Here is a 14,015-nt window from a genome sequence, read left to right on the forward strand (position 1 = left end):
TCAATGAACTGATCAGCAAATGGGAGGGTAAGTTCGATAGGGGGTGAAGCAATCGCGGGTCAAGTCGAGGCGTCACCTCGACTGACCCGCGATGAGGCCATTACTGCCCGGTGTAGATCTGGTCGAAAACCCCGCCATCGTTGAAGTGGGTTTTCTGCACGGTGCGCCAGTCACCGAAGGTCTTCTCGACCGAGAGGAAGTCGACTTTCGGGAAGCGGTCCGTGTACTTGGCCAGCACCGCTGGATCACGCGGACGCAGGTAGTTGTTGGCGGCGATTTCCTGGGCCTCAGGCGACCACAGGTATTTCAGGTATGCCTCGGCGGTGGCGCGGCTGCCTTTCTTCTCGACCACCTTGTCGACCACACTCACCGGTGGCTCGGCTTCGGCGGAGACGCTTGGGTAGATGACTTCGAACTGGTCACGACCGAACTCGCGGGCGATCATTTCGGCTTCGTTCTCGAAGGTCACCAGCACGTCGCCGATCTGGTTGGTCATGAAGGTGGTGGTGGCGGCGCGGCCACCGGTATCGAGCACCGGCGCCTGCTTGAACAGCTTGCCGACAAAGTCCTTGGCCTTGTTCTCGTCACCGCCGTTCTTCAGCACATAGCCCCAGGCCGAGAGGTAGGTGTAGCGGCCGTTACCGGAGGTTTTCGGGTTTGGCACAATGACCTGGACGCCGTCTTTGAGCAGGTCGGGCCAGTCTTTCAGGGCCTTGGGGTTGCCCTTGCGCACGATGAACACAGTGGCCGAGGTGAACGGCGCGCTGTTGTTCGGCAGGCGCGTGACCCAGTTGTCCGGCACCAGCTTGCCGTTGTCGGCCAGGGCATTGATGTCGGTGGCCATGTTCATGGTGATGACGTCAGCCGGCAGGCCGTCGATTACCGAACGGGCCTGCTTGCTCGAGCCACCGAACGACATCTGCACGGTGATCTTCTCTTTGTGCTCGGCTTCCCAGTGCTTCTGGAACGCGGCGTTGTAATCCTTGTAGAAGTCGCGCATCACGTCGTACGAGACGTTTAGCAGCGGCGCCGGAGCAGCCTGGGCCACGGAGCCGAAGGCGAGGCTTGCGGCCAGAAGCGAGGCACTGAAGAGTTTTTTCACTGCGCATTCCTTGTTCGAGTTAGCGTTAAAGGCATTATGCCAGCGACTATAACGGTTGGGCTTTAGGCGCTAAAAGATTAAAAAGTGCTTTGCTTATTCCATTTTTTTAAACAGCGCATTGCCGCAGCGCGAGCAGAACGCCGCGCCGTGCTCGTGGCTGTTTTTCCGGCACACCGGGCAGTCGTGCTGTAGCTGTTCGCCGCGCATGGCGTTGGCAAGCTCGGCGGTGAAAATCCCGGTGGGCACGGCGATGATCGAGTAACCGGTGATCATCACCATCGACGACAACACCTGGCCCAGCGGGGTCTTGGGCACGATGTCGCCAAAGCCGACCGTGGTCAGGGTGACGATCGCCCAGTAGATGCCCTTGGGGATGCTGGTAAAGCCATGCTCGGGACCTTCGACCACATACATCAGGGTGCCGAACACGGTGACCAGGGTCGAGACGCTGAGCAGGAACACGATGATCTTCTGCTTGCTGCCGCGCAGCGCCGCGAGCAGGTAATGGGCCTGCTTGAGGTAGGGGCTGAGCTTGAGCACGCGAAAGATCCGCAGCATACGTACGACGCGGATGATCAGCAGGTATTGGGCGTCGCTGTAGTACAGGGCGATGATCCCCGGGACGATCGCCAGCAGGTCGACCAGGCCGTAAAAACTGAAGGCGTAGCGCAAGGGCTTGGGCGAGCAATACAAGCGGACCAGGTACTCGACCAGAAAGATCGCGGTAAAGCCCCACTCGACGGCCGCCAGCAACCCGGCATAACCCTGGTGCACCTCGTCGATGCTGTCGAGGATCACCGTTACCAGGCTGGCGAGAATGATCAGCAGGAGGATCTTGTCGAAGCGCCGGCCAGCCGTGGTGTCGGTTTGAAAGACGATGACGTAGAGCCGCTCGCGCCAGCTCGAAGGGGTGTCCATAGGCTCGTTCCAAAGGCAGATGGGCAGAGCCTAGGGGCTGCACCTCAGCTGTGCAAGCGACGCCGGCTGTGGGATGCCGGCAGGCGCAGCAGGCGGCCACCGGCGTGCAGCAGCCAGCAGGCGAGAATGAACGGCGCGGTCAGGCCGGCGACCGGCAGCAGGCTCACCGCTGGTTGCAGGGCAATTGCCAGGACGATGGCCAGCAGCGGCAGCCAGGGCCGCTGGCGTTCCTGGCTGAAGGCCAGGGCGGCGAGGGCGGCATTGAAACCGAACAGGCCGTTGTAGGCCGCCGTGGCCTCGCCACCGAGCAACGCCACGCTGCCGCCGATGGCCGAGCCGAGCAGGGCCCAGACGGCGGCGTAGCGATTGGAGATCAGCAGGCCGAGGGCGATCAGCACGCCGGCCAGCGGCTGGTCGAGCAAGAAGATCTGCCCAAGGCCGCGGGCCAGGGCGAACAGCGGGTTGGCCTCGACACTGGTGCTGGTGGCGCTGGCGGGTTCGGCCATGGCCAGGGCGGCCCAGCCGAGCAACACGAACGGCGCGGTATAGGCAGGCAGCAGTGGCTTGAGGCCGCGCTTGAGCCACTGGTGCACGAGCATGCTGCTCAGGCCGCCAGCGGCGATGATCAGTGGCGGCAGAATCGCCGACCAGGGCAGGGCATAGCTGATCAGCAGGCCAATCAGCACGCCGTTGTAGCTGTACAGGCCGGCCTGGCGGTCAGTGCGGTTGTAGCCACGGCGCTGGGCAGTCAGTAGCCCGGCGAGGGCCCCGAGCAGCGCGCCGCCGACCAGGTCGGGCGCGGTCAGGGTGATAGCCAGCAGGCAGCACAGGCCACACAGCGGATTGCGCTGCAGCAGCACCTGGCTGAAGCCGTTGAGCAAGGCAGTGGCCCAGTCGGGGCACGGGTTGACGAAATTCTTGGTGTACATGGGGGCAGTCTGGGTTGATGTGGAGTGGGGAGCCTCTTTGGGCCGGGTTGTCCCACCTGGGGTTTGTGTTGCATTCATCGCGGGTCAAGCCCGCTCCCACAAACCTGTGGGAGCGGTCTACCTCAGATCAAGGTCTCGATCCGCAGCGTGTTAGTCGACCCCGGCTTGCCAAAAGGCACACCGGCAGTGATCAACAGCGTGTCGCCGCGGCTGGCCATGCCCTGGGCCTGGGCGATCTCCAGGGCGGTGGAGCAGATCTCGTCGACCTGGCGCAGGCGATCGTTGACCACCGAATGCACACCCCAGGCCACGCTCAGGCGCCGGGCGGTGGACAGGTTGGGCGTCAGGTTGAGGATCGGCGCCCGTGGCCGCTCGCGCGCAGCGCGCAGGGTCGAAGCCCCCGATTCGCTGTAGTTGACCAGCACCGCCACCGGCAGGATGCCGCTGATGCGGCGGATCGCGCAGCTGATGGCATCCGACACGGTGGCCTCGGCTTTCGGCCGGCCGACGTCGAGTTGCGCCTGGTAGTCCGGGCCGTTCTCCACCTGGCGGATGATCTTGCTCATCATCTGTACCGCTTCCAGCGGGTAGTCGCCCGAAGCGGTCTCGGCCGAGAGCATCACCGCATCGGCGCCTTCGGCCACGGCGTTGGCGACGTCGGTGACTTCGGCGCGGGTCGGGGCCGGGGAGAAGCGCATCGATTCGAGCATCTGCGTGGCCACCACCACCGGTTTACCCAGTTCGCGGCAGGTGTTGATGATGCTCTTCTGGATCTGCGGCACGCTTTCGGCCGGCACTTCCACGCCCAGGTCGCCACGGGCAACCATGATCGCGTCGCTGAGCTCGGCAATGGCGCGCAGTTGGGTCACCGCCGAGGGCTTCTCGATCTTGGCCATCAGGTAGGCACGGTCACCGATCAGCTGGCGCGCTTCGACGATGTCTTCCGGGCGCTGCACGAACGACAGTGCCACCCAGTCCACGCCCAGCTCCAGGCCGAAGCTCAGGTCGCGGCGGTCCTTGGCGGTCAGCGGGCTGAGGTCGAGTACCGCTTGCGGCACGTTGACGCCCTTGCGGTCGGACAGCTCGCCGCCGTTGAGCACTTCGGTCTCGATCGCGTCGCTGTGCTTGGCGGTCACCCGCAGGCGCAGCTTGCCGTCGTCGAGCAGCAGGTCCATGCCCGGCTCCAGCGCAGCGATGATTTCCGGGTGTGGCAGGTTGACCCGCTCGAGTGTGCCGGGGGTGCTGTCCAGGTCCAGGCGCAGGGCCTGGCCGCGTTGCAGCTGGACCTTGCCCTCGGCAAAACGGCCGACGCGCAGTTTAGGCCCCTGCAGGTCCATGAGGATGCCCAGCGGGTAGTTGAGCTGGCTCTCCACCTCGCGGATCCACTGGTAGCGCAGGGCGTGGTCTTCGTGCTCGCCGTGGCTGAAGTTCAGGCGAAAGATGTTCACCCCGGCCTCGACCAGTTGGCGGATGTCATCGATGCCCTTGATCGCAGGACCGAGGGTGGCAAGGATTTTGACTTTTTTATCAGGCGTCATGTCAGGCACTCTCGAGAATCAGGATGGCGCGAAAATCGTTGACGTTGGTCCGCGTCGGCTCGGTAACGATCAAGTCATCGAGCGCGGCGAAGTAGCCGTAGCCATTGTTGTTGTCCAGCTCGTCACTGGCCGACAGGCCCAGGGCCGCGGCGCGGGCGTAGCTGTCCGGGGTCATCAGTGCGCCGGCGTTGTCTTCGGAGCCGTCGATGCCATCGGTGTCACCGGCCAGGGCATAGACCCCGCGCAGGCCCTTGAGGCTTTCGGTCAGGCTCAGCAAAAACTCGGCGTTGCGCCCGCCACGGCCATTGCCGCGCACGGTCACGGTGGTTTCGCCACCGGAGAGGATCACGCAGGGTGGCGACAGCGGCTGGCCGTGCTGGACGATCTGCCGGGCGATGCCGGCATGGACCTTGGCCACCTCGCGCGATTCGCCTTCGAGGTCGCCAAGAATCAGCGGGCTGAAACCGGCCTGGCGGGCTTTGACCGCAGCCGCTTCCAGCGACTGCTGGGGCCGGGCGATCAGCTGGAAGTGGCTGCGGGCCAGGGCCGGGTCGTCAGCCTTGACGGTCTCGGAGGCCGGGTTGTTGAGCCAGGCGGTGACCGCAGCAGGCGCTTCGATGTTGTAGCGCTTGAGGATCGCCAGGGCTTCGGCCGAGGTGCTCGGGTCGGCCACGGTGGGGCCGGAGGCGATGACCGTGGCCAGATCCCCGGGTACATCGGAAATCGCATAGGTATAGACGGTGGCCGGCCAGCAGGCCTTGGCCAGGCGCCCGCCCTTGATCGCCGAGAGGTGCTTGCGCACGCAGTTCATCTCGCCGATGGTGGCGCCGGATTTGAGCAAGGCCTTGTTGATCTGTTGCTTGTCGGCCAGGGTCAGGCCTTCGGCAGGCAGCGCCAGCAGCGCCGAGCCACCGCCGGAGAGCAGGAAAATCACCCGGTCGTCAGCCGTGAGGTTGCTGACCATTTCCAGTACCCGCTTGGCCACGGCCAGGCCGGCGGCATCCGGGACCGGGTGGGCGGCTTCGACCACTTCGATTTTCGAGCAGCTGGCGCCATGGCCGTAGCGGGTAACCACCAGGCCGGAAACCGGGCCCTTCCAGGCGCGCTCGACGACTTCAGCCATGGCCGCGGCAGCCTTGCCGGCGCCGATGACGATGACGCGACCGCTGCGGTCGCTGGGCAGGTGGGCTTCAAGGACCTGGCGGGGATGCGCGGCATCGATGGCCGTGGCGAACAGCTCGCGCAGAAAGTGTTGCGGATCGACCGACATGGCAGGCTCCAATCTTATTGTTTTTCAGAATCAAAAACGCCCCTGGGCCCGCCTCCGTGCAGGCCGACCCAGGGGCGCTGAAAGCGGCAAGCTTCAAGCTCCAAGCCGCAAGAGAAAGCGGATCGACGCGCGGCCTGCTTTTACTTGCAGCTTGAAGCTTGCAACTGGCCTCTTACTCTTCACCGCGGATCGAGAAGTTGGCCATGTGTTCCAGACCCTTGATCAGCGCCGAGTGGTCCCAGTTGGCGCCGCCGATGGCCGCGCAGGTGCTGAACACTTGCTGGGCGTTGGCGGTGTTGGGCAGGTTGATGTTCAGTTCCTTGGCGCCTTGCAGGGCCAGGTTCAGGTCTTTCTGGTGCAGGCTGATACGGAAGCCCGGGTCGAAGGTGCCCTTGATCATGCGCTCGCCGTGCACTTCGAGGATTTTCGACGAAGCGAAGCCGCCCATCAGTGCTTCACGCACCTTGGCAGGATCGGCGCCGTTCTTGGCGGCGAACAGCAGCGCTTCGGCCACCGCCTGGATGTTCAGGGCGACGATGATCTGGTTGGCGACCTTGGCAGTCTGGCCGTCGCCGCTGCCGCCGACGCGGGTGATGTTCTTGCCCATGACCTGGAACAGCGGCAGGGCGCGTTCGAAGGCGTTCGGGCAGCCGCCGACCATAATGCTCAGGGTCGCGGCCTTGGCACCGACTTCACCGCCGGACACCGGCGCGTCGAGGTAGGTGGCGCCGGTGGCCTTGATCTTCTCGGCGAAGGCTTTGGTGGCGGTTGGCGAGATCGAGCTCATGTCGATCACCACCTTGTTCGGGCCGACGCCCTGGGCCACGCCGTTGTCGCCGAACAGCACCGCTTCAACCTGCGGGGTATCGGGGACCATGACGATGATGAATTCAGCTTCCTGGGCCACTTCTTTCGGGTTGGCCAGGGCTACGGCGCCGGCGGCGACCAGGTCGGCAGGCGCGGCGTCGTGGTGGGTCGAGAGGAACAGGCTGTGACCGGCTTTTTGCAGGTTCTGCGCCATTGGGCGGCCCATGATGCCGGTGCCGATAAATCCGATTTTAGCCATGAGAAATGCCTCTTGTAATTGTTGGATGCAGGGCACTGTAGGAGCGGGCTTGCCCCGCGATTCGATAGTGGCCGTACCGCCGCTATCGCGGGGCAAGCCCGCTCCTACAGGGAATCCTTAAATCGCGTTATGGGTCTTCAGCCAGCCAAGGCCCGCTTCGGTAGTGGTCAGCGGCTTGTATTCACAGCCCACCCAGCCCTGGTAGCCGATGCGGTCCAGGTGTTCGAAGAGGAAGCGATAGTTGATCTCGCCAGTACCCGGCTCGTTGCGGCCGGGGTTGTCGGCCAGCTGGATGTGGTTGATCTTGGCCAGGTTGCTCTGCACGGTACGGGCAAGATCGCCCTCCATGATCTGCATGTGGTAGATGTCGTATTGCAGGTACAGGTTGCTGCTCGCCACCTCGGCCTGGATCTCCAGCGCCTGTTTGGTGGTGTTCAGGTAGAAGCCCGGGATGTCGCGGGTGTTGATCATTTCCATGACCAGCTTGATCCCGGCGGCCTGCAGCTTGTCGGCGGCAAACTTGAGGTTGTCGACGAAGGTCTTGCGCACCGTGGCGCAGTCCGGGCCTTGTGGACGGATGCCGGCCAGGCAGTTGACCTGGGTGTTGCCCAGTACCTGGGCGTAGGCAATGGCAAGATCGACACCGGCGCGGAATTCCTCGACACGGGCCGGGTCGCAGGCGATGCCGCGATCACCCTTGGCCCAGTCGCCGGCCGGCAGGTTGAACAGCACCTGGGTCAGGCCGTGGGCATCGAGCTGCTGCTTGATTTCAGCCGAGCTGAAGTCGTACGGGAACAGGTACTCGACACCGCTGAAGCCGGCGTCGGCAGCAGCCTTGAAACGGGCGAGGAAGTCCTGCTCGGTGAACAGCATGGACAGGTTGGCGGCGAAACGTGGCATGGTTGTCTCCTTGCAAAAAGGGGCCCTGTGCACCCGGCAGCAGGGCCTTCGCAGCGATCAGTCGAGCAGGGAAATCGCGGTTGGCGCGTCGTTGCCGACCAGGGCCAGGTCTTCGAATTCGTTGACCGCGTTGATTTCGGTGCCCATGGAAATGTTGGTCACGCGCTCGAGGATAACCTCGACCACCACCGGTACCCGGAACTCTTCAGCCAGCTTTTGCGCCTTGAGCAGGGCCGGGGCGATCTCGCCAGGCTCGGTCACGCGCAGGGCCTTGCAGCCCAGGCCTTCGACCACGGCGACGTGATCGACGCCATAACCGTTGAGTTCCGGCGCGTTGACGTTCTCGAACGCCAGCTGCACACAGTAATCCATCTCGAAGCCGCGCTGGGCCTGGCGGATCAGGCCCAGGTAGGAGTTGTTCACCAGCACGTGGACGTAGGGCAGGTTGAACTGCGCGCCCACTGCCAGCTCTTCGATCATGAACTGGAAGTCATAGTCGCCCGACAGTGCCACGACCTTGCGAGTCGGGTCGGCCTTGACCACGCCCAGCGCCGCAGGAATGGTCCAGCCCAGCGGGCCGGCCTGGCCGCAGTTGATCCAGTGGCGCGGCTTGTAGACGTGGAGGAACTGTGCGCCGGCGATCTGCGACAGACCGATGGTGCTGACGTAGCAAGTGTCCTTGCCGAACACCTGGTTCATTTCCTGGTAAACGCGCTGCGGCTTGACCGGCACGTTGTCGAAGTGGGTCTTGCGCTGCAGGCTCGACTTGCGCTGCTGGCAGTCTTCGAGCCAGGCGCTGCGGTCCTTGAGCTTGCCGGCGGCTTTCCACTCGCGGGCCACTTCCAGGAACACGTCCAGGGCGGCGCCAGCGTCGGAAACGATACCCAGGTCCGGGGTGAACACGCGGCCAATCTGGGTCGGCTCGATGTCGACGTGAATGAAGCGGCGGCCTTCGGTGTAGACGTCAACGGAACCGGTGTGACGGTTGGCCCAACGGTTGCCGATACCCAGCACCACGTCGGACTTGAGCATAGTGGCGTTGCCGTAGCGGTGCGAGGTCTGCAGGCCGACCATGCCGACCATCAGCGGGTGATCGTCAGGGATGATGCCCCAGCCCATCAGGGTCGGGATCACCGGGATACCGGTCAGCTCGGCGAATTCCACCAGCTTGTCGCAGGCATCGGCGTTGATGATGCCGCCACCGGCAACCAGCAATGGACGCTCGGCAGTGTCGAGCATGGCCAGGGCTTTCTCGACCTGGACACGGTTGGCCGCAGGCTTTTGCACCGGCAGCGGCTGGTAGGCATCGATGTCGAATTCGATCTCGGCCATCTGCACGTCGAACGGCAGGTCGATCAGCACCGGGCCTGGGCGGCCGGAGCGCATTTCATAGAAGGCTTTCTGGAACGCATACGGCACCTGGCCGGGTTCCAGAACGGTGGTCGCCCACTTGGTCACCGGCTTGACGATGCTGGTGATGTCGACGGCCTGGAAATCTTCCTTGTGCATGCGGGCACGCGGCGCTTGGCCGGTGATGCACAGGATCGGGATGGAGTCGGCCGAGGCACTGTACAGGCCGGTGACCATGTCGGTGCCGGCAGGGCCGGAGGTGCCGATGCACACGCCGATGTTGCCGGCCTTGGTGCGGGTGTAACCCTCGGCCATGTGCGAGGCGCCTTCAACGTGACGAGCGAGGACGTGATCGATACCGCCGACTTTCTTCAGGGCCGAGTACAGGGGGTTGATGGCTGCACCCGGAATGCCAAACGCGGTTTCCACACCTTCGCGGCGCATCACCAGAACGGCTGCATCAATTGCTCTCATTTTGCTCATGGTTTTGTGCCTCTTTGATTTTGTAATTGTATACAAATGGCTTTTCATCAGAGTGTATTCACGCCAGGCGACTCTGGTCAATCCATTTTCATCGGCGATCGGCGCTTTCGTCGGGAAGCCTTTAAAAATGGCGTTTCGTCAGAATTGGTTCATCGCGTCGAAATTATTGTATACAAAAACATTCGCCATTGTGTTCTATTTGTTCTATTGATTTTTACACCTGCCCTCGGGCTTCTAACAACAAGAGGACCTTTCCATGAACGCTTTGACCCTGAAAGTCGCTGTCAGCCTGGTGAACGCTGCGCTGGTGGCCGGGCGCAAGATCTCCTCCGCGCCGCTGACCGTGGCGGTGCTGGACAGCGGCGGTCACCTGCTGGCCCTGCAGCGTGAAGACGGCGCCAGCCTGCTGCGCCCGCAAGTGGCGATGGGCAAGGCCTGGGGCGCCATTGCCCTGGGCAAGGGCTCGCGCCTGCTGGCGCTGGACGCGCAACAGCGCCCGGCGTTCTTCGCCGCGCTCAATGGCCTGGGTCAAAGCCCGGTGGTGCCGGCGCCGGGCGGGGTGCTGATTCGTAATCAGCAGGGCGTGGTGCTGGGAGCGATCGGTATCAGTGGCGATACGTCGGATATCGACGAGCAGTGCGCGATCAGTGCGATCGAAGAGGCGGGGTTGACGGCGGATGCCGGTGTAGCGGCTTAAAATGTATCGCGGGTCAAGTCGAGTCGTCGCACCGCCGCTCCCACAATCACCTGACCCTGTGGGAGCGGCGGTGCGACGACTCGACTTGACCCGCGATGGATGCACTACCGATCAAGCGTCCGGCTCACAGCCCTTGAGCACCAAGCGAATAATGGTCTGCGCCGCCGCTTCATAATCGCTGTCATCGAGCTTGGCCTTGCCGGTGACCACCGAGATCTGCCAGTCGAAGTCGGCGTAGGTCTGGGTCGCGGCCCAGATGCTGAACATCAGGTGGTGCGGGTCGAGCGGGGCGATCTGGCCGCGGTCGATCCACGCCTGGATGCACTCGATGTTGTGCCGGGCCTGGTCGTTGAGCTGCTCGACCTGGCTCGGGCTCAGGTGCGGCGCGCCGTGCATGATCTCGCTGGCGAACACCTTGGAGGCGAACGGCAGGTCGCGGGAGATGCGCACCTTGGAGCGGATGTAGGCGCTCAGCACTTCTTTGGGATCGCCGTCGGCATTGAACGGTGTCGACGCCTGCATGATCGGTTCGATGATGCTTTCCAGGACCTCGCGGTAGAGGTTTTCCTTGGACTTGAAGTAGTAATAGACGTTGGGCTTGGGCAGGCCGGCCTTGGCCGCGATGTCGCTGGTCTTGGTGGCAGCGAAGCCCTTGTCGGCAAACTCTTCACTGGCCGCGCGCAGGATCAGTTCTTTGTTGCGCTCGCGAATGCTGCTCATGGTTGACGCTGTTCCTCGTGTCTGGCCGCTGGCGGCACCCGGGCCTGGGAGGGCGGTTGCGCATGGTAGCACCGGGTTCGCAAGCGGCTCAAGGTGGCGACTTTGAGCTAGACTGTGGCCTTCTCAACCCGCTGGAATCAGGCAAACATGGCAGGAAGCAGTCTTCTGGTATTGATCGACGATATCGCCACGGTACTCGACGATGTCTCGGTAATGACCAAGGTCGCGGCAAAAAAGACCGCAGGGGTGCTGGGCGACGACCTGGCGCTCAATGCCCAGCAGGTTACCGGCGTGCGCGCCGAGCGGGAAATCCCGGTGGTCTGGGCGGTGGCCAAGGGCTCGTTCCTCAACAAACTGATCCTGGTGCCGGCGGCGCTGTTGATCAGCGCCTTCATCCCCTGGGCGGTGACGCCGCTGCTGATGGTCGGCGGCGCGTTCCTGTGCTTTGAAGGGTTCGAAAAGCTCGCGCACAAGTTCCTCCACAGCAAGGAGCAAGACCAGGCCGAGCATGCGGCGCTGACCGAGGCGGTGGCGGACCCAGCAGTCGACCTGGTGGCCTTCGAGCAAGGCAAGATCAAGGGCGCGGTGCGCACCGACTTCATCCTTTCGGCCGAGATCATCGCCATCACCCTGGGCGCGGTCGCCCATGCGCCGCTGACCCAGCAGATCATCGTGCTCTCGGGCATCGCCATTGTCATGACCATCGGTGTTTATGGCCTGGTGGCCGGCATCGTCAAGCTCGATGACCTGGGCCTGTGGCTGACCCAGAAGGCTTCCAGCGCCGCCAAGGCGATCGGCAACGGCATCCTGCGCGCGGCGCCGTACATGATGAAAAGCCTGTCGGTGATCGGCACGGCGGCGATGTTTCTGGTCGGTGGCGGGATTCTGGTGCACGGCGTGGCGCCGCTGCACCATGCCATTGAAGCCTTCAGCGCAGGCCGCGGCGGCGCCTTGACCGGCGCCTTGCTCAACGCCGGCGTCGGTATCGTTGCCGGCGCCGCGGTACTGGCGGTGGTGACGGTCATCGGCAAGCTCTGGCGTGCTGCCAGAGCCTGATGCCGCGAGGTTTGATCAGTTCTTCAGTGCTGTGCGCTCGTTGGCTGCGGGCAGCCAGTCGAGCAGGTGGTGGGTGAAACCGTAGCTGGCGACCTGGTAGTAGGCGATTGCGCGCTGGATCAACGGGTCACTGGTGCTGCTGTTCACTTCCTGGCTTTCACCCAGCGCCTGGTTGTGGCGGCGCAAGCCGTCACGCGGGCTGAGGATGGCCAGGTCCTGGCCATTGAACAGGCCCAGGTGCTGGTAGTTGCCGATCAGCACCCGCGGTGGCAGGCGGTCATCGAGCATCAGGTCGCGACCGAAGAAGGTCGAGGTGTAGCTCATGTTCAACAGGCCCAGCAGGGTCGGTGCGAGGTCGATCTGGCTGGCCAGTTTTGACTCCTCGCGCGCTTCGATCAGCTTCGGGGCGTAGATGAACAGCGGGATCTGATAGTTGCTGACCGGCAGGTCCTCCTTGCCGGCACTCCCGGCCGTGTGATCGGCGACAAAGATGAACAGGGTGTTGTCGAACCAGGGTTTGCTGCGGGCCTGTTGCAAAAAGCGCCCGATGGCATGGTCGGTGTACTTCACCGCGCCGTCACGGCCATTGCCTGATGGAATATCGATACGGCCATCGGGGTAGGTGTAGGGACGATGGTTGGAGGTGGTCATCAGTTGCAGGAAGAACGGCACCTGGTTGTCGTGGTCGGCGTCCGCCAGTTTTAGCGCTTGGGTGTACAGGTCTTCATCGGACATGCCCCAGGCATTCTTGAAGCTGATGTCGGCTTCGGCAACGCTGCTCTGGTCGACGACCCGGTAGCCGTTGCCGCTGAAAAACGCGTTCATGTTGTCGAAATAGCCGCGCCCGCCGTAGACGAACACGCTGTCATAGCCGACTTCGGCCAGTTGCTGGCCAAGGCTGGCGAAGCCGCTTTCACGGCCGATGCGCTTGACGATCGAACGCCCGGGCGTTGGCGGCATCGACAGGGTGATCGCCTCCAGACCGCGGTCGGTGCGCGTGCCGGTGGCATAGAAGTTGTTGAAGTACAGGCTCTGCTTGCGCAGTGCGTCGAGGTTGGGGGTAAGGTTGCGGGTATCGCCGTTGCTGCCCAGGTACTTGGCGCTCAGGCTCTCGATGGTAACCAGGACGATATTCGGCGTGCGCGGGCTGCCCGAGGCAGTAATTTCCCGGCGAATGCCCATGGGTTCCTGATCGACGAAGCGTGCATTGGATTCTTGCAGTTCGGCGCGGATCAACTGGGTGGATTCGCTTTCGCTGAGGCTGCCGTAGAACTGTGAATAGTCCAGTTCGTTGTTGCGAAACGCGGCAAAGAACTGGTACGGCCCGTTGCTTGCCAGTTCGCGGGCGTAAGCATTGCCACCCTGGCCGCGAGGCATGTCCTGGTTGATCAACAGCGCGCAACAGCCAACCAGCAGTGCCAGGCCAGCAAGGCTGGCAAGGCGTTTACGCCAACTGGGCAAAGGCGCATCCAGGGCCTGGCGCAACGGTTTGGCAATTGCCAGGGTCACTACCAGCGCGACCAGTGCCAGTACGCTGAGAATCAGGCCGATGGGGTAGGACTCGAGGATGTTGTTCAGTACCTCATCGGAGTACACCAGGTAGTCCACGGCGATAAAGTTGAAGCGCACGCCGAACTCGTCCCAGAACAGCCATTCGGCAACGGCGACGAACAACATGATGAATACGCTGGCGAACATCACCACTCGCAGCAACCCGCGATGCGCCCGCAACCGCCATAGCGGCGCCGGGCACAGCAGCAGGTAGACGGCCAGGGGCAGGGCGGCATAAATCAGAAAGCCCAGGTCATAGACCAGGCCGGTGGTAAAGATCGAGAAAAAATGCCCCCCGGCTTCACTCAGGTGAGTGAAGTACAGGGCGCTTCTTGTCAGTAAGAAAATAACCAACCACAACGACGTTAATAGCAGTAGATAGCGCACCGGCGCTGAGCGTGTAGCGTGCATGGCGTTTGCCTTGTTATTGCAGGG

The 14,015-nt window shown here is 63.2% G+C and carries 12 protein-coding genes; 2 read left to right on the plus strand and 10 right to left on the minus strand.

The window, feature by feature from the left end; all coding sequences use genetic code 11:
- Positions 1-100: 100 nt before the first annotated feature.
- The 8 genes from LOY54_RS08125 to gcl form a co-directional block, all read right to left on the minus strand.
- Positions 101-1,102, minus strand: coding sequence for a sulfate ABC transporter substrate-binding protein (locus tag LOY54_RS08125; RefSeq protein WP_258610115.1), 1,002 nt, complete (start codon positions 1,100-1,102; stop codon positions 101-103).
- 93 nt (positions 1,103-1,195) lie between these two features.
- Positions 1,196-2,020, minus strand: coding sequence for an ion transporter (locus LOY54_RS08130; protein WP_258610116.1), 825 nt, complete (start codon positions 2,018-2,020; stop codon positions 1,196-1,198).
- Positions 2,021-2,064: 44 nt separating this feature from the next.
- Positions 2,065-2,949, minus strand: a complete 885-nt coding sequence (locus tag LOY54_RS08135; RefSeq protein ID WP_258610117.1) for an urea transporter — start codon at positions 2,947-2,949, stop codon at positions 2,065-2,067.
- 122 nt (positions 2,950-3,071) lie between these two features.
- Positions 3,072-4,487, minus strand: coding sequence for a pyruvate kinase (gene pyk / locus LOY54_RS08140; protein WP_045200392.1), 1,416 nt, complete (start codon positions 4,485-4,487; stop codon positions 3,072-3,074).
- Between the two features lies 1 nt (position 4,488).
- The gene (locus tag LOY54_RS08145; protein ID WP_045200395.1) at positions 4,489-5,757 is read right to left on the minus strand and encodes a glycerate kinase; all 1,269 of its coding nucleotides are present in this window, start codon (positions 5,755-5,757) and stop codon (positions 4,489-4,491) included.
- Positions 5,758-5,929: 172 nt separating this feature from the next.
- A complete protein-coding gene (locus LOY54_RS08150; protein WP_045200397.1) occupies positions 5,930-6,823 on the minus strand; it encodes a 2-hydroxy-3-oxopropionate reductase in 894 nt (297 codons plus the stop codon).
- Positions 6,824-6,940: 117 nt separating this feature from the next.
- Entirely contained in the window at positions 6,941-7,723 is a 783-nt protein-coding gene (hyi, locus tag LOY54_RS08155; protein WP_093385501.1) for a hydroxypyruvate isomerase, read from the minus strand.
- 57 nt (positions 7,724-7,780) lie between these two features.
- Positions 7,781-9,556 carry a glyoxylate carboligase gene (gene gcl / locus LOY54_RS08160; RefSeq protein WP_045200404.1) on the minus strand — a complete coding sequence of 592 codons (1,776 nt, stop codon included), beginning with the start codon at positions 9,554-9,556 and terminating at the stop codon, positions 7,781-7,783.
- 256 nt (positions 9,557-9,812) lie between these two features.
- On the opposite strand from gcl, the gene LOY54_RS08165 reads away from it, so the two are divergent.
- A complete protein-coding gene (locus tag LOY54_RS08165) occupies positions 9,813-10,253 on the plus strand; it encodes a heme-binding protein (protein ID WP_045200407.1) in 441 nt (146 codons plus the stop codon).
- A 111-nt stretch (positions 10,254-10,364) separates the two neighbouring features.
- On the opposite strand, the gene LOY54_RS08170 is transcribed toward LOY54_RS08165, so the two are convergent.
- On the minus strand, positions 10,365-10,973 hold the full coding sequence (locus LOY54_RS08170) for a TetR/AcrR family transcriptional regulator (protein WP_010225109.1): 609 nt from the start codon (positions 10,971-10,973) through the stop codon (positions 10,365-10,367).
- A gap of 147 nt (positions 10,974-11,120) precedes the next feature.
- Between LOY54_RS08170 and LOY54_RS08175 the strand changes: the two genes are divergently transcribed.
- A complete protein-coding gene (locus tag LOY54_RS08175) occupies positions 11,121-12,029 on the plus strand; it encodes a DUF808 domain-containing protein (RefSeq protein WP_258610118.1) in 909 nt (302 codons plus the stop codon).
- Between the two features lie 15 nt (positions 12,030-12,044).
- On the opposite strand, the gene LOY54_RS08180 is transcribed toward LOY54_RS08175, so the two are convergent.
- Complete coding sequence (locus LOY54_RS08180; RefSeq protein ID WP_258610119.1) at positions 12,045-13,991, minus strand: LTA synthase family protein; 1,947 nt, start codon at positions 13,989-13,991, stop codon at positions 12,045-12,047.
- Between the last annotated feature and the right edge of the window lie 24 nt (positions 13,992-14,015).

The organism is Pseudomonas sp. B21-032 (genome assembly GCF_024748965.1).
Classification (GTDB): domain Bacteria; phylum Pseudomonadota; class Gammaproteobacteria; order Pseudomonadales; family Pseudomonadaceae; genus Aquipseudomonas.